The 15,195-nt window shown below is 70.5% G+C and carries 13 protein-coding genes; 8 read left to right on the top strand and 5 right to left on the bottom strand.

Going from position 1 to position 15,195, the window contains the following annotated elements; translation table 11 throughout:
- The first annotated feature begins 41 nt into the window (after positions 1-41).
- Together OG609_RS26625 and OG609_RS26620 are read left to right on the top strand one after the other, a co-directional pair.
- Positions 42-1,109: a LacI family DNA-binding transcriptional regulator gene (locus OG609_RS26625; RefSeq protein ID WP_327275132.1), complete on the top strand. Its 1,068-nt coding sequence runs from the start codon at positions 42-44 to the stop codon at positions 1,107-1,109.
- A 103-nt stretch (positions 1,110-1,212) separates the two neighbouring features.
- On the top strand, positions 1,213-2,001 hold the full coding sequence (locus OG609_RS26620) for a sugar phosphate isomerase/epimerase family protein (RefSeq protein ID WP_327275131.1): 789 nt from the start codon (positions 1,213-1,215) through the stop codon (positions 1,999-2,001).
- Positions 2,002-2,011: 10 nt separating this feature from the next.
- Here OG609_RS26620 and OG609_RS26615 read toward each other — a convergent pair whose 3' ends face one another.
- Positions 2,012-2,971, bottom strand: coding sequence for an EamA family transporter (locus OG609_RS26615; RefSeq protein ID WP_327275130.1), 960 nt, complete (start codon positions 2,969-2,971; stop codon positions 2,012-2,014).
- Positions 2,972-3,077: 106 nt separating this feature from the next.
- Between OG609_RS26615 and OG609_RS26610 the strand changes: the two genes are divergently transcribed.
- Together OG609_RS26610 and OG609_RS26605 are read left to right on the top strand one after the other, a co-directional pair.
- On the top strand, positions 3,078-3,989 hold the full coding sequence (locus OG609_RS26610) for a LysR family transcriptional regulator (RefSeq protein WP_327275129.1): 912 nt from the start codon (positions 3,078-3,080) through the stop codon (positions 3,987-3,989).
- 191 nt (positions 3,990-4,180) lie between these two features.
- Positions 4,181-6,046 (top strand): glycoside hydrolase family 3 protein, encoded by a 1,866-nt coding sequence (locus tag OG609_RS26605; RefSeq protein ID WP_327275128.1) that lies wholly within the window; start codon positions 4,181-4,183, stop codon positions 6,044-6,046.
- Between the two features lie 72 nt (positions 6,047-6,118).
- Here OG609_RS26605 and OG609_RS26600 read toward each other — a convergent pair whose 3' ends face one another.
- The gene (locus OG609_RS26600; RefSeq protein WP_327275127.1) at positions 6,119-7,588 is read right to left on the bottom strand and encodes a S28 family serine protease; all 1,470 of its coding nucleotides are present in this window, start codon (positions 7,586-7,588) and stop codon (positions 6,119-6,121) included.
- Positions 7,589-7,687: 99 nt separating this feature from the next.
- Complete coding sequence (locus OG609_RS26595; RefSeq protein WP_385648224.1) at positions 7,688-8,134, bottom strand: hypothetical protein; 447 nt, start codon at positions 8,132-8,134, stop codon at positions 7,688-7,690.
- A 163-nt stretch (positions 8,135-8,297) separates the two neighbouring features.
- Between OG609_RS26595 and OG609_RS26590 the strand changes: the two genes are divergently transcribed.
- Entirely contained in the window at positions 8,298-8,795 is a 498-nt protein-coding gene (locus OG609_RS26590) for a hypothetical protein (protein ID WP_327275126.1), read from the top strand.
- 21 nt (positions 8,796-8,816) lie between these two features.
- Here the strand turns inward: OG609_RS26590 and OG609_RS26585 are convergent, their stop codons facing one another.
- Positions 8,817-12,599, bottom strand: a complete 3,783-nt coding sequence (locus OG609_RS26585) for an ABC transporter ATP-binding protein (protein ID WP_327275125.1) — start codon at positions 12,597-12,599, stop codon at positions 8,817-8,819.
- A gap of 189 nt (positions 12,600-12,788) precedes the next feature.
- On the opposite strand from OG609_RS26585, the gene OG609_RS26580 reads away from it, so the two are divergent.
- On the top strand, positions 12,789-13,157 hold the full coding sequence (locus OG609_RS26580) for a type II toxin-antitoxin system RelE/ParE family toxin (protein ID WP_266361385.1): 369 nt from the start codon (positions 12,789-12,791) through the stop codon (positions 13,155-13,157).
- A gap of 14 nt (positions 13,158-13,171) precedes the next feature.
- Positions 13,172-13,567 (top strand): helix-turn-helix domain-containing protein, encoded by a 396-nt coding sequence (locus OG609_RS26575; protein WP_327275124.1) that lies wholly within the window; start codon positions 13,172-13,174, stop codon positions 13,565-13,567.
- 105 nt (positions 13,568-13,672) lie between these two features.
- Here OG609_RS26575 and OG609_RS26570 read toward each other — a convergent pair whose 3' ends face one another.
- Positions 13,673-14,638, bottom strand: a complete 966-nt coding sequence (locus tag OG609_RS26570) for a serine hydrolase (protein WP_327275123.1) — start codon at positions 14,636-14,638, stop codon at positions 13,673-13,675.
- A 167-nt stretch (positions 14,639-14,805) separates the two neighbouring features.
- Here OG609_RS26570 and OG609_RS26565 point away from each other — a divergent pair, with 167 nt between their 5' ends.
- Positions 14,806-15,180, top strand: a complete 375-nt coding sequence (locus tag OG609_RS26565) for a hypothetical protein (protein WP_327275122.1) — start codon at positions 14,806-14,808, stop codon at positions 15,178-15,180.
- Positions 15,181-15,195: the final 15 nt, after the last annotated feature.

Genomic DNA, 15,195 nt, shown 5'->3' with positions numbered 1-15,195 from the left:
ATACTCCACTCCCACTCCTCGTCATTCCTCGGAGGAAAACGTTGACAGTCACCCTGGCGGATGTGGCGGCCCGCGCCCGGGTGTCCCCGGCCACCGTCTCCCGCGTGCTGAACGGCAACTACCCGGTGGCCGCATCCACCCGGGAGCGGGTCCTGCGCGCGGTGGACGACCTGGACTATGTGCTCAACGGGCCCGCGAGTGCACTCGCGGCGGCCACGTCCGACCTGGTCGGCATCCTGGTCAACGACATCGCCGACCCGTTCTTCGGGATCATGGCGGGGGCGGCGCAGACCGAGATCGGCGGACCCGGGGACGGTTCGGGCCGGGCGGGCGGCGAGAAGCTCGCCATCGTCTGCAACACCGGCGGCTCCCCCGAGCGCGAACTCACCTATCTCACCCTGCTCCAGCGCCAGCGCGCCGCGGCCGTCGTCCTGACCGGAGGCGCCGTGGAGGACCCGGCGCACCAGGCGGCGATCTCCGCCAAGCTGGCGAAACTCGCGGACGCGGGCACACGGGTGGTGCTGTGCGGGCGGCCCCCGCTGCCGGACAGCGAGGCGGTCGTGGCCGCACTGGCCTTCGACAACCGGGGCGGGGGGCGTCGCCTCACCGAGCATCTGCTTTCACTCGGCCACCGGCGGATCGGCTATGTCGCGGGCCCGTTGGAGCGCACGACGACCCGGCACCGCCTTGAGGGTCATCGCGACGCGATGAGAGCGGCGGGCCTCGCCGGCGACGAGGAACGCCTCACCGTCCACGGCCCCTACGACCGCCGCTCCGGGTACGACGCCACCCTCGAACTCCTGCGCCGCGAACCGGAGGTGACGGCTGTCGTCGCCGCCAACGACACGGTGGCGCTGGGCGCGAGTGCGGCGATCCGGGACCGTGGTCTGCGCATCCCCGAGGACATCTCCGTGGCCGGTTTCGACGACCTGCCGTTCTCGGTGGACGCGGTACCGGCGCTGACGACCGTACGACTGCCGCTCTTCGAGGCGGGCGCGCGGGCGGGCCGGCTGGCGATGGGCAAGGAGACACCGCCGCCGGGCGGCATCGCGACGATCGCCGCGGAGCTGATGGTGCGGGGGTCGACGGCGCCGCCGCGGGTGGGCTGAGGTTGTACCCCCGGCCCGGGGGTACCGGTATGCACGCCCCGGGCCGATGATGTGCCGGCCGCTGTCCGGCGCGGTGGCACGTACCGATGGAAGGAACATGCACGTGAAGCTCGCTTTCTCGACCCTCGGAGTGCCGGGGATGCCGGTGGCCGATGTCGTCCGGCTCGCCGCAGAGCACGGTTATCAGGGGGTGGAGCTGCGCGCCCACCCCGAGGAACCGGTGCACCCGGGCATCTCGGCGCTCGAACGGGCCGATGTCGTCGAGGAGTTCAAGAACGGCGGCGTCGAGATCCTGACCGTCGCCGGGTATGTCCGGGTCGCGGCCGAGGGGGACGACCGGGCCGCGCTGGACGAGCTCGCCGGGCTGGTGGAGCTGGCGCACGACCTGGGTGCGAAGAACGTCCGGGTCTTCCCGGGCGGCGGTGACCAGGACCCCGCCGTGGCCGATGCGACCGCCGCCCGCCGACTGGCCGCCGCCGCTCCGCACGCCGCTGGCCTGGGCGTACGCATCCTGCTCGAAACCCATGACTCGCACCGGGCGGGCGCCGATGTGGCCCGGGTCGTCGGGACGGTCGGGCACGGGCAGATCGGTGCGCTCTGGGACATCATGCACACCTGGCTGGCGGGCGAGGACCCTGCCGCGAGCCATGCGGTGCTGGCCCCGCACCTGGGCTACGTACAGGTGAAGGACATCGCATCGGCCGAGGACACCGAGCCGTTGACGCTGGGTGCCGGGGTGCTGCCGCTGGGGCCCTGTCTGGACACGCTGGACCCCGACAGCTGGGTCTGCTGGGAGTACGAGAAGCGGTGGCACCCGGGGGCGGCGGAGCTGCCGGGGCTGCTGAGCGCGGGGCGGGAGCATCTGCTGCGGCTGGGGGCGCCCAAGTCGTAGGCGGCTGCGGTCAGGTCCGCGCCGGCCGCGGTGCCGGTTCCGGTGTGTCCGGCTCCGCGGGTCCCGCAGTGGCACCGGGCACGGGAGCCCGATCCGATGCCGCCCGGCCGGTCCGCCGCACCCCCGCCAGCGATGTGAGGGCCACCCCGCCGACCAGCAGCGCCGCCGCGCACCACCGCAGCGGGCTCACCGACTCGCCCAGCAGCAGCGCGGCCGCCGACATCCCGAAGACCGGGACGAGCAGGGTGAACGGGGCCACCGACGAGGCCGGGTGATGGCGCAGCAGGAAGCCCCACGCCCCGAAGCCGAAGACGGTGGTGATCCAGGCGACGTAGACGATGATCCCGACGCCGCTCCAGTCGAGCGCGGCCAGCGCGTCGGCATCGCGGTCCCAGCCCTCGAAGAGGAGGGAGAGACCGAGCAGCGGGAGCACGGGCACGGTCGAGACCCAGACCATGAAGTTGAGGGAGTCGGGCGGCGCGGCCTTGCGGGTCAGTACGTTGGACACACCCCAGCAGGCCGCCGCCGCGATCACCAGGACGAACGCGAGTACAGGCCCGCTCGCGCCCTCGTCGACCGCGGCCACCCCGATACCCGCGAGGGCCAATCCCATCCCCGACACCCTTACCCTTCCCGGCCGTTCACCCAGCGCGAGCGCCGCGAAGAGGGCGGTGAAGACCGCCTGGACCTGGAGCACGAGGGAGGAGAGACCGGCGGGCATTCCGTGGTCCATGCCGATGAAGAGCAGCCCGAACTTCGCCACTCCGAGGACGAGCCCGACACCCACGATCCATTTCCACGCGACCTTGGGCCGGCCGACGAAGAAGACCGCGGGCAGCGCGGCGACCAGGAAGCGCAGGGCGGAGAAGAGCAGCGGCGGGAAGTGCCCGAGGCCGACCTCGATGACGACGAAATTGACACCCCAGACGGCGGCCACCAGGGCGGCCAGGGCGATGTGGAGGGGACGCATGCACCGAGGGTCGCCCATACCGACCATGTAGCACCAGCGCGGATTTCTTCATGGTGAAATTGAGCGTTGCTAACGAATCGCGAGGCCGTACATCCGGGAGGTTCCGGTGCTCGATCTGTCCAGGCTGCGCGCACTGCACGCCATCTCCGTCCATGGCTCCGTCGCGGGCGCCGCCGCCGCGCTCGGCTACACCCCGTCGGCGGTCTCGCAGCAGATCACCAAGCTGGAGCGGGAGACCCGTACGACCCTCCTCGAACGCCGCGGGCGCGGTGTCGCACTGACCGAGGAGGCGCTCCATCTGGCCGCCACGGCCCAGCAGTTGCTGGCGATCGTGGAGCACGCGGAGACGACACTGGAGGAGCGCAGGGGGCTGCCCACCGGACGGCTGTCGATCGGCGCGTTCGCGTCCGCGGCGCGCGGACTGCTGCCCGGCGTACTGGCCGGGCTGGACCGGGACCATCCGGCCCTGGACATCCGGTTGACCGAGGTCGATCCGCATCTGTCGGTCGACCTGGTGGCCAAGGGCGTGATCGATCTGGCGGTCGCGCACGACTGGGACATCGCCCCGCTGCCCGCCCCGGAGGGGGTGGCGCAGGCGGTGATCGGTGACGACCGGTGCGATCTGCTGGTGCCCGAGGGCCATCGGCTCGCCGGGCGGGACGCGGTGCGGCGCGAGGAGCTGGCGAAGGAGCGGTGGATCTGCCAGCCGCCGGGGACGGTCTGCCACGACTGGCTCGTACGGACGCTGCGCGCGGCGGGTTACGAGCCCGACATCCGGCACCAGGCGGAGGAGAACCACACCCAACTGGCCCTGCTCGCCGCCGGTCTCGGGGTCGCGCTGATCCCGCGACTGGGGCGGGGGCCGCTGCCGGCGGGGGTGGTGGCGGTGCCGCTCGATCCCGTACCGGTGCGTCGGCTGTACGCGCTGTGGCGTACGGAGGCGGCCCGGCGGCCCGCGATCACGGCGGCGGTGTCGGCACTCCAGGCACACGGGGCCGCGGTGGGGCTGAGGAGGTAAAGGGTCCCGGAGGCGTCCCGACCCCGCGCCCCGATCACCGGACCTGCCCGGATTCGCCCACACCTCCCGATCACCGGACGGGCTCAAAACGGTCCGGACCCTTGACCGGAAGTTATTTTCTGGATATCCGTGCTCCTTGGAAGTTTCTTTCACCATCCCCCTCGTCCCCGAGTACGGCCGAAGGAGCTCACGTGCACCACCGCACCTCCAGACGCACCCTCCTCACCGCCACCGCCGCGACCGCCGCAGCCGCCGTCACGGGCGGGGTCGTCGCCCCCGGCGCCGTCGCTGCCCAGAGGTCCGCGGGCAGCGGGCACAGCGGCGGGCACCACACCTCAGCCGCCACCACCGAGCGCCTCAAGCGGCTCATCTCCCGGATGACCCTGGAGGAGAAGGTCGGGCAGCTCTTCGTGATGCGGGTGTACGGGCACTCCGCCACCGAGCCCGACCAGGCCGACATCGACGCCAACATGGCGGAGATCGGGGTCCGTACCGCCGCCGAGATGATCGCCAAATACCACGTCGGCGGGATCATCTACTTCGCCTGGGCGCACAACACCCGCGACCCGCACCAGATCGCCGACCTCTCCAACGGCATCCAGCGCGCCGGCCTCGCCGGCCCCACCCCCCTGCCGCTCCTCGTCTCCACCGACCAGGAGCACGGCATCGTCTGCCGCGTCGGCGAGCCCGCCACCCTGATGCCGGGCGCGATGGCGCTGGGCGCCGGCGGCTCGCGCTCCGACGCCCGCCGGGCCGGGCAGATCGCGGGCGCCGAACTGGCCGCGATCGGCATCAACCAGAACTACGCCCCGGACGCCGACGTCAACGTCAACCCGGCCAACCCGGTGATCGGCGTACGCTCCTTCGGCTCCGACCCGCAGTCCGTGGCCGGGATGGTCGCCGCCCAGGTGAAGGGGTATCAGAGCAGCGGCATCGCCTCGACCGCCAAGCACTTCCCCGGCCACGGCGACACCAACACCGACAGCCACACCGGCCTGCCCGTCATCCGCCACACCCGGGAGCAGTGGGCGGAGCTGGACGAGCCGCCGTTCCGGGCCGCGATCGCCGCGGGCATCGACTCGATCATGACCGCACACATCGTGGTCCCGGCACTGGACCCCGCGGAGGACCCGGCGACGCTGTCCCGCCCGATTCTCACCGGCATCCTGCGCGAGGAGCTCGGCTACGACGGCGTCGTGGTCACCGACTCGCTCGGCATGGAAGGTGTACGGACCAAGTACGGCGACGCGCGCGTGCCGGTCCTCGCGCTTCAGGCGGGCGTCGACCAGCTGCTCAACCCGCCGAACCTCGACGTCTCCTGGAACGCCGTCCTGGAGGCCGTGAAGAACGGTGAGATCAGCGAGGCCAGGGTCGAGGAATCGATCCTGCGGATCCTGCGGCTGAAGACGAAGCTCGGGCTGTTCGACGACCCGTTCGTCAGCCACAAGGGAGTGGACCGCACCGTCGGGACGCGGGCCCATCTCGCCGCCGCCGACCGGATCGCCGAGCGCACGACCACACTGCTCGCCAACGACGGCGCGGTGCTGCCGCTCTCCCGCCGCTCCCACAAGAACCTCCTCGTGGTCGGCGCCGATCCGGCCTCCCCGTCCGGCACCACCGGGCCGCCGACCACCACCCTGGCCACCGCCTTCGTGGAACTGGGGTACGCGGCAACCGCGCTGTCCACCGGCACCGCCCCCACCAAGGCGAAGATCGACGAGGCGGTGGCGGCCGCACAGGGCAAGGACGCGGTGATCGTGGGGACGTACAACGTCTCGGCGACCAGCTCGCAGCGCACCCTGGTGAGCGCCCTCTCGGCAACCGGCATCCCGGTGATCACGGTCGCGATCCGCAATCCGTACGACATCGCCCAGCTGTCCGGGACCGGGTTTGCGGCGAACCTGGCCACGTACTCCTGGACCGATGTCGAACTGCGGGCCGCCGCCCGGGTGATCGCGGGCCGCGCCGACCCGGAGGGCACCCTGCCGGTGCCGGTGCAGCGCGCGGACGATCCGGCGCGCGTGCTGTACCCGGTCGGTTACGGGCTGACGTACTAGACCTCAGGGAACCGGGAAGGGGCTGTGCACCCGCACAGCCCCTTCCTTGGTTCGGCTTCGGTCAAGGACCGGTTACGGCCGCAGCCTGCGCTCGTTCATCACGTCCCGCTTGTCGAGCCGTTCGTCGAACTTCGCGAGCGGCTTCGCCTTCGCCGGGTCGTCCTGCACGGCGGCCGGGGCGACGCCCGCCCAGCGCAGGATGGCCGCGGTGGCCTTCGCCTTTTCGTCGTCGGCGAGCCCGGCCACGTTGGAGCCGTGGTTTCCGCCGGCCACGGTCATGACATAGCTGTCACGGGCGCCCGCCCCGAGCCGGAAGCGCTCCGCACCCCACGGGTCGTTCTGCCCGTACACGTACAGCATGTGGTTGGCATGGTGCTTCACCCAGCTGTCGACGTCGCGCATCACCGACGGCTGGAACTTCATCGGGATGGAGCGCGGCACGAAGTTGCGCGGCGGCTGGTATCCGTACCGGCTCAGCTTGCCGAGCCACGGCTGCTTGATGTTCGGCGAGCCGAGCTGGGTGCCCGCCTGGTAGTAGTACGGCGTGTACGTGTTCAGGCCCTGGTCCGCATAGGCGGAGAAGCCGGATATGCCGTCGATCGAGTCCCAGATCGCCTGGTCGGGGGCGGTCTTGGCGTCGGCCGGGATGGTGTCGCAGTCGGACAGCAGGCTGTACTGCCAGAACGCCCAGACGTAGTCCATGACGACGGCTTCGTACGCCTTGTCGAGCGAGCCGACGGTGTTGAAGGTGTAGCCGTTCTCGGCGGCGTACTCCTCGTACTTCTTCTCCAGCGGCTCGCGGCGGATCAGCGCCTCGCGCTGCACCCCGTTCAGCTTGTCGCGGCACTCCTTGGTGCCGACGTTCTCGAAGAACCGGTCGTACGCCGAGTCCTCCTTGTTGACCACGTCGTTGGGCGCGACGTACGCGACGACGCCGTCCATGTCCTTGGGGTAGAAGCGCTCGAAGTACGTGGCGGTCATACCGCCCTTGGAGCCACCGGTGGTCAGCCAGTTCTTGGTGTAGATCTGCTTCAGCGCGGTGAAGACGCGGTGCTGGTCGCTGGCGGCCTGCCAGATGTCGAGCTTGGACCAGTCGGCGGGAGCCGGGCGGGACGGGGTGAAGAACCGGTACTCCAGGGAGACCTGGTTGCCGTCGACGATCCGGGTCGGCTCGGAGCGGCTGGGGTTCGTGGAGACGTTGTAGCCGCTGGTGTAGAAGACCGTCGGGCGGGACGTGTCCTTGTGCAGCAGGGTGATGCGCTGCTGGAAGGTGCCCTTGGACGGGTGCCGGTGATCGATCGGCTGGGTGTAGTTGAGGACGAAGTAGCGGTAGCCCGCGTACGGCTTCTCCTCGATGAGACTCATTCCCGGGATGGCCAGGATGCGGTCCTTGATGTCCGTGCTCGTGCCGCTGTCACTGCCGGCCGTGCTCCGGAACGTGGTCGGTTCCGCGGCGGTGGCCGCCCCGGCCGAGGCACCCGTCGCACTCACTGTGCCGATGAGCACCGCGAGCGACAGAAACCCTCTGAGCGCCTTGCGCATGCACCCTCCCCTTGATTCACAACAGACGTCGTGAACCTAGCGGGGCAACACCTTTGCCGCCAGCCCCTATTGGCACGAAGCGGCGACGAGCCGCCGCCGTCAGCAGAGAATCCAGCCCGTGGAACCGGACCTTCCCGAGATCGTGGCCGAGGCCCGGACACACCGGTTCAGCGCGTGGACCGTCACCGGGCCGGCCTGTCGGGTGTATCTGCCGCTGTCGACGACGGGGCTGCCGCCGCGCGCCTGGATGTGCACGGACATCTTGCGGCGCGAGCCCGGCTTCTTCGCGACCGCGACCGCGCAGGCGTAGGAGCGGTTCTTGTAGACGCGCAGCTCGCCGGTCTTGAACGCGACCGTCTTCGCGGGGCGCCCGGCGCAGGCCGTCGCGGCGTCCGCGCTGTTCGCCGCACTGCCGCCGAGCACCAGACCGACGGCGGTCACCAGCGGCAGGACGAACAGGCGCACAAGCATCCGGCGCCCCCGGCCGCTTCCGCCCCCGCCGACCGCTCCGGCCTCTCCGGTTCCTCTGATCACCAGCAGCCCCATCGTCCGATCGAACACTTACGCCCTTGCTCGACACATACACGTACATGCGTACGACGCAGGAGGCCATCCGGAGGTTGCACCCGGCGCGCTCCGCCTCCGGAGCAACCGAATCGCCACAGCATGGCTCCAACAGGGCAGAGCCACACGAAAGGCAGGAACTGCCATGCTCCAACTCCGCGACTCACAGAGCCCCCGCGGCCGGCGCACCATCGGCCGGACGCTGCTCGCCACCGCTCTCCTCACCGTCGTCGCCGCGGTCCCGGCCGCCGCGGCTGCCCCGCAGGCCCCGGTGGCCACGGCGCCGGTGCGCAGCGACGCCGGCACCCCGGCTTTCCAACAGGTTGCCCACTTCTACGCCGCCTACATCGATGCCGTCACGGCGGAGAGCGGCGGCAAGCTCGCCACCGCCCTGAGGACGTTCTATCTGACACCCCACCTGCGCACCCAGCTGGAGACGTGGGAGAAGCGCAACCACGCGGACGGTGTGCTCCGCGCCCAGAACACCCCGCTCGCCTTCCGGGTCACCTCCGGCGACAGCGGCGCGGGCCACACCTGGTCGAAGGTGCGGCTCACCTGGAGCAACGGCAAGCAACCCACGTACTCGTATCTGACCGTGCGGTCGGACCTGCAGACCGGCAAGATCTCCGGCATCGGCAAGTGAACCGGTGGACGGACCCGGCTCTCACACCCCCGCGGGCTCGTCCTCCCCTATGAAGGTGCGCCACAGCACGGCGTAGTGCCCTTCCCGGGCGAGGAGTTCGTCGTGCGTGCCGTCCTCGACGACCCGGCCGTGGTCCATCACCACGACCCGGTCGGCGCGGGCGGCGGTCGTCAGCCGGTGGGCGACGACGAGGGTGGTGCGGCGGCCGGTGAGCCGGTCGGTCGCCTGGTTGACCAGGGCTTCGCTGGCCAGGTCGAGGGAGGCGGTCGCCTCGTCGAGCAGCAGGACATCCGGGTCGACGAGTTCGGCGCGGGCGAGTGCGATCAGCTGGCGTTGGCCGGCCGAGAGGTTGCGGCCCCGCTCGGCGACCTCGTGCAGATAGCCGCCGTCCAGGGTGGCGATCATGTCGTGGGCGCCGACCGACCGCGCCGCCGCCTCCACCTCGGCGTCGGTGGCCTCGGGTCGCCCGTACGCGATGGCGTCACGGACCGTACCGGCGAAGAGGTAAGCCTCCTGCGGTACGACTCCGAGCCGGTGCCGGTACGCGGTGAGGTCGAGGCGGCGCAGATCGGTGCCGTCCGCCGTGACCCGGCCGCCCGTCGGGTCGTAGAACCGGGCGACGAGCTTGACGAGGGTGGACTTCCCGGCGCCGGTCTCGCCGACGAACGCGACCGTCTGTCCGGCCGGGATCCGCAGGTCGACACCGATGAGGGCTTCCTCGGCGTCGTCGCCGGAACCGTATGCGAAGGACACGTCCTCGAAGGCGATCTCGCCGCGCAGCGACAGCACGTCCAGCGGTTCGTCCGGGGCGTCGGTGGAGGTCGGCTCCCGCAGGAGTTCCTGGATACGGCCGAGGGAGACGGTGGCCTGCTGGTAACCGTCGAAGACCTGGGAGAGCTGCTGCACCGGGGCGAAGAACAGGTCGATGTAGAGGAGGTACGCGACCAGCGCACCGGTGGTGAGCGTGCCGTTGTCGACCCGGCCCGCGCCCACGATCAGTACGGCCGCCGCGGCCACCGACGACAAGAGCTGCACGAACGGGAAGTAGACCGATATCAGCCACTGGCCACGGACCCTGGCCTCGCGGTAGTGGTCGCTGCGCCCCGCGAACCGGTCCGCGCCGTCGCGCTCGCGGCGGAACGCCTGCACGATCCGCAGCCCGGAGACGGACTCCTGGAGGTCGGCATTGACGACGCTGATGCGTTCCCGGGCCAGCTCGTACGCCTTGACGCTCTTGCGGCGGAAGAAGAACGTACCGATGACCAGCACCGGCAGCGTCGCGAAGACGACGAGGGCCAGCTGTACGTCGAGTACCAGCAGCACGACCATGATGCCGAAGAAGGTGACGACGGAGACGAAGGCCGTGACCAGACCGGTCTGCAGGAACGTCGACAGCGCGTCCACGTCCGTCGTCATCCGGGTCATGATGCGGCCGGTCAGCTCGCGTTCGTAGTAGTCCAGGCCGAGCCGCTGGAGCTGCGCGAAGATCTTCAGCCGCAGCGAGTACAGCACCCGCTCGCCGGTGCGGCCCGTCATCCGGGTCTCGCCGATCTGGGCAGCCCACTGCACGAGCACGACCACCAGGGCCAGCGCGGACGCCGCCCAGACGGCACCGAGTGCGAGCTGCGAGACACCCTGGTCGATGCCGTGCCGGATCAGTACGGGCAGCAGGAGTCCGGCGCCCGCGTCCACCGCCACCAGCGCCAGGCTCACCAGGAGCGGCAGCCCGAAGCCGCGCAGCAGCCTGCGCAGCCCGTACGACTCCTCGGCGCGGACGGCCCGCGCCTCGTCGATGTCGGGTGTGTCGGTGGCGGGCGGCAGGGCCTCGACCTGGGCGAGCAGCTCGGGCGTCGCGGGCATGCCGGCCGCACCGGTGTCGCGCGGTTCCTCCTTGCGGATCCACAGGTGGGGGCTGATGCCGCGCTCGGCGTCGAACTCGGCGTCCAGTTCTTCCTGGAGCGCGCGGTCGTCCTCGGGGCTCGTGTCGGCGGCGGTGGTCAGCGGGTGATGTCCGGGCGAGGTGCCGCCCAGCTCGTCCGGGTCGGTGAGCAGCCGCCGGTAGAGCGCGGAGCGGCGCTCCAGCTCCTCGTGCGTACCGATGTCGGCGAGCCTGCCGTGTTCCAGGACCGCGATCCGGTCGGCGAGGCCGAGGGTGGAGCGGCGGTGGGCGATCAGGAGGGTCGTCCGCCCTGCCATCACCTGCCGCAGCGCCTCGTGGATCTCGTGCTCGACGCGGGCGTCGACGGCGGAGGTGGCGTCGTCGAGGAGGAGCAGCCGGGGGTCGGTGAGGATGGCGCGGGCGAGCGCGACGCGCTGGCGCTGGCCGCCGGAGAGGGTGAGTCCGTGCTCGCCGACCTTGGTGTCGTAGCCCTCGGGCAGCTCCGCGATGAACCGGTCGGCCTGGGCGGCGCGGGCCGCTTCCTCGATCTGTTCCTGGGTGGCGTCCGGGAATCCGTAGGCGATGTTGGCGCGGACGGTGTCGGAGAACAGGAAGCTGTCCTCCGGGACGAGGCCGATGGCTGCGCGCAGGGACTGCTGGGTCAGCTCGCGGACGTCGTGGCCGCCGACCAGGACGGCGCCGTGCGTCACGTCGTAGAAGCGGGGCAGCAGCAGCGAGACGGTGGACTTCCCGCTGCCGGACGCGCCGACGACGGCGACGGTCTCACCGGGCTCGATGGTCAGCGAGAAGCCGTCGAGGACAGGGCGCTCCTCGTCATAGCCGAACCGTACGTCGTCGAACTCGACGCTCGCGGGGGCGTCGGCCGGGAGTTCCTTGGTGCCGTCCTTCATGGTCGGCTCGGTGTCGATCAGTTCCAGTACGCGCTCGACGCCTGCCCGGGCCTGCTGTCCGACGGTGAGGACCATGGCGAGCATCCGGACCGGGCCGACGAGCTGGGCGAGGTAGGTGGAGAACGCGACGAACGTGCCAAGGGTGATCTCGCCCCGGGTGGCGAGCCAGCCGCCGAGGGCCAGCATCGCGACCTGACCGAGCGCGGGGACGGCCTGGAGGGCGGGGGTGTAACGGGAGTTCAGCCGGATCGTCCGCAGCCGTCCGGCGAAGAGCCTGCGCCCGACCTCGCGCAGCTTGCCGGTCTCCTGCTCCTCCTGCCCGAACCCCTTGACGACCCGGACCCCGGAGACGGCCCCGTCGACGACTCCGGCGACGGCGGCGGCCTGCCCCTGGGCGTACCAGGTGGCGGGGAAGAGACGGGAGCGGGAGCGGCGGGCGATGAACCAGAGCGCGGGGGCGACGGCGATCGCGACCAGGGTGAGCAGCGGCGAGAGCCACGCCATGATCACCAGGGAGATGATGAAGAGCAGCACGTTCCCGATGGTCATCGGGAGCATGAACAGGAGCCCCTGGATCAGCTGCAGGTCGCTGGTGGCGCGCCCGACGACCTGTCCGGTGGACAGCTCGTCCTGACGCTTCCCGTCCAGGCGGGTGATCGTCCCGTACATCTCGGTACGCAGATCGTGCTGTACGTCGAGGGCGAGCCGGCCGCCGTAGTAGCGGCGGATGTACGTGGATATGTACACCAGCACGGCGGCGACCACGAGGAGTCCGGTCCAGACGGCCAGGGAACGCGTGTGGTCGCCGACGACGTCGTCGATGATCACCTTGGTGATCAGCGGGACGAGGGCCATCACCGCCATGCCGGCCAGCGACGAGCCGAGCGCCAGCAGCACATTGCGCCGGTAGCGCCATGCGTAGCCGATCAGCCGCCGAGCCCAGCCCGGGGCCTGCACCGCGCCCTCTGCGTCCCCTGCGTCCGTCACCGGTGCCTCCCGTTCGACCTGGTCCATCGCAAGGCACCAACGCGGTGGGCAGCGGATTTCATCCCGCCGTTACAAAGACGGGTCTTACGGCGCAGGGCGGTCCGACGACCGTCCTACCACCGGCTGCGTCAACCTGGCGAGGCCCGCCCACTCGTCCTGCTGACTTCACTGCCACTTCGAAGCGATATATATTAGTCCATATATACGTTGCTTCACATGGGCGACCTTTTCATCATCGAGATCGAGCCGGAGGTCCGACTGTGGCTGACGAATCTGTCCGCGGCCGACTATGAACGAGCGGAGCACGCCGTCGGCCGGCTGGCGCGGAGCGCGACCACGCTGAGCGAGCCGCACTCACGGCACCTGGGTGACGGCGTGCGGGAGCTGAGGTTCGATCTCGGGCGTAGCCGCGAAGCCGTGCGGATCTCGTACTGGCTCGCGCCTGATCGCCGCGTCGTGCTGCTGACCGTCTTCCGCAAGACGCGGCAGCGCGAGAATGCCGAGGTCGTTCGTGCCAGACGGGCCAAGGCCGTCTGCGAAGCGGAGCACAAACCGGCACATGACGTGTTCAGCCGCGACGTCTAGGAAGGAAGAGCAACGTGGTCAGTCACGCAGAGTGGAAGCTCGCCCGGGACCGGAAGGTCGCAGAGAGCATCTCGGAGGGGGACGACAGCGCCGAGCGCGCCGAGCGCGTGAGACGGCGCCAGGAGCTCGATCTGGCCTGGGATCTCGGTCAGGCAGTCTATGACCGCCGCACCGAACTCGGCATCGCGCAGACCGAACTGGCACGGCGCGCCAGGATGACGCAGCCGCAGGTCTCCAAGCTGGAGCTCGGCGGCACGATGCCCACGGTGCCGCTGCTGGCCCGCCTGGCGCGGGCCATGGACTCCACGTTCAGCATGGAACTCGACGGCGACACGATGCGGGTGGCGTTCACCGCCCATGCGGGTTCCGGGGCGGAGGCAGATGCCGGTGCCCAGGCGGTCGGCGGCTGACCAACGCCCGGGGGCGGAGGCCGGTCGGTGGCCACAGCGCCGCGTCCTCGACCGCCGGACGGTCATACCGCGTCCGGCGATCGAGGACAGCTTCGGCCCCGTCGGCTACGACTGCGGCGTCGCGGTGAGCATCCGTACCGCCGGTGCCTCCGGTACCGCGGGCACCGCTTCCTGCGGGGCGGCGGGCGGGGCGACCGTCGTCAACGCGCCGGCGGCCGGGTTGAGGTCCTTGTGCACGGCGCGGGCGACGGCCTGAATGGTGTTGATGCCGTCGTTCATCGTCTTGTTGTCCTGGGTGAGCACGGTGATCGCGTAGTCGTGCCCCTTGCCCGTGAAGGCGCCGATGCTGTGCACCCGCCAGCCGTGGGTGGCACGCGGCAGCCAGCCGTTCTTGACCTGGACGGTCACGCCGGACGGCGCACCGGCGGGCGTGCCCCAGCGCTGGGAGGAGACGACCTTGCGCATCAGGCCCAGTTCGTACGCCCGCGAGCTGTCGCTCAGCACGGAGTTCTTGGTGGTCAGCAGGGTCAGCAGTCGTTGCTCGTCCTGGGCGGTGATCTGGGTCAGCCCCCAGTAGCCACCGGAGCCGGGCACGGTGTGCGTCATCCCGGCGGCCTTCAGGAACGCCTTGACCTTGGTCACCCCGAGCTGCTTCCACAGGCTGGTGGTCGCGTTGTTGTCGGACTTGGTGATCATGGAGGTGGTGAGGTTGATCTCGCGTTGGGTGAGATAGCGGTTGTGCTTCTTGTTGTCCCAGAGCAGCGTCGCCAGCACGGTCGCCTTCACGACGCTGGCGGAGTCGTACTTCGTCGTCGCTCGCAAGGAGCACGTCGTCTTGGTGGTCCGGTCGTAGAGCGCCACGGCCGTCGTCGACTTCCGCCCCTTGAGTGCGGCGGTGATGTCCTTGGACAGCTTGGCGGCCAGCCCTGCCTTACCGGATGTGCAGCTCACCGTCGGCGTCGCGGCGACGGCGGGCGAGACGCCGAGCGCCACGGGTGCGAGCACGCCTGCGGCGAGCGCGACGGACAGCGCGCCCCGCGCACGGCGGAATATACGAGGCTGTTCCTTCATGTGGTGCGTCCCCCTGAGTGGATCCGTACGGTGCGCCCCCGGCACACCCGTCAGTAACGACTCGCGATCGGCGAAAAAGTTGCGCGCCCCGAACTGTGCGGTTCCTCACCGGTTGCGCGCGGGTATCGATGACCCGGTGCAGTCCGGCACGGTGACGAGGGGGAACCATGACGAGCGGTCAGCCGGTCCGGCACGCTGAGGCGTACCGCTGCGGCCGGCTCTACGCGGCGATCGCGGCGCTGCAGAGGCTCGCGCAGAACGAGCACCACAAACTGGGACGACCGGAGAACGTGGCGAGGGCCGCGGCGCGGCCGGAGCCCATTCTCAGAGACCCTCTGCGGGAGGTCGGCCACTACTTGGTACAGGCGCGGATACGCGGCCAAGGGGTGGCGGCCGACCCGGTCTTCCGGTCGATCCCCGACTTCCTGCCGCCGGCCAAGGACGTGCCCAGCAGACTCGAGGGCGACGAGCGGCTGGAGTTCCACCGGGGCCTGGAGGATCAAGCGGCACTCATCGCGAAGGAACACCCGCCGAAGAAATGAGCCCACCCGTGTGTC

Origin of the sequence: Streptomyces sp. NBC_01224, from assembly GCF_036002945.1 — a bacterium.
Taxonomy (GTDB): Bacteria; Actinomycetota; Actinomycetes; order Streptomycetales; family Streptomycetaceae; genus Streptomyces.
Note: the sequence above shows the minus strand (reverse complement) of the source record. Positions and strands in the feature narration are given on the sequence as shown.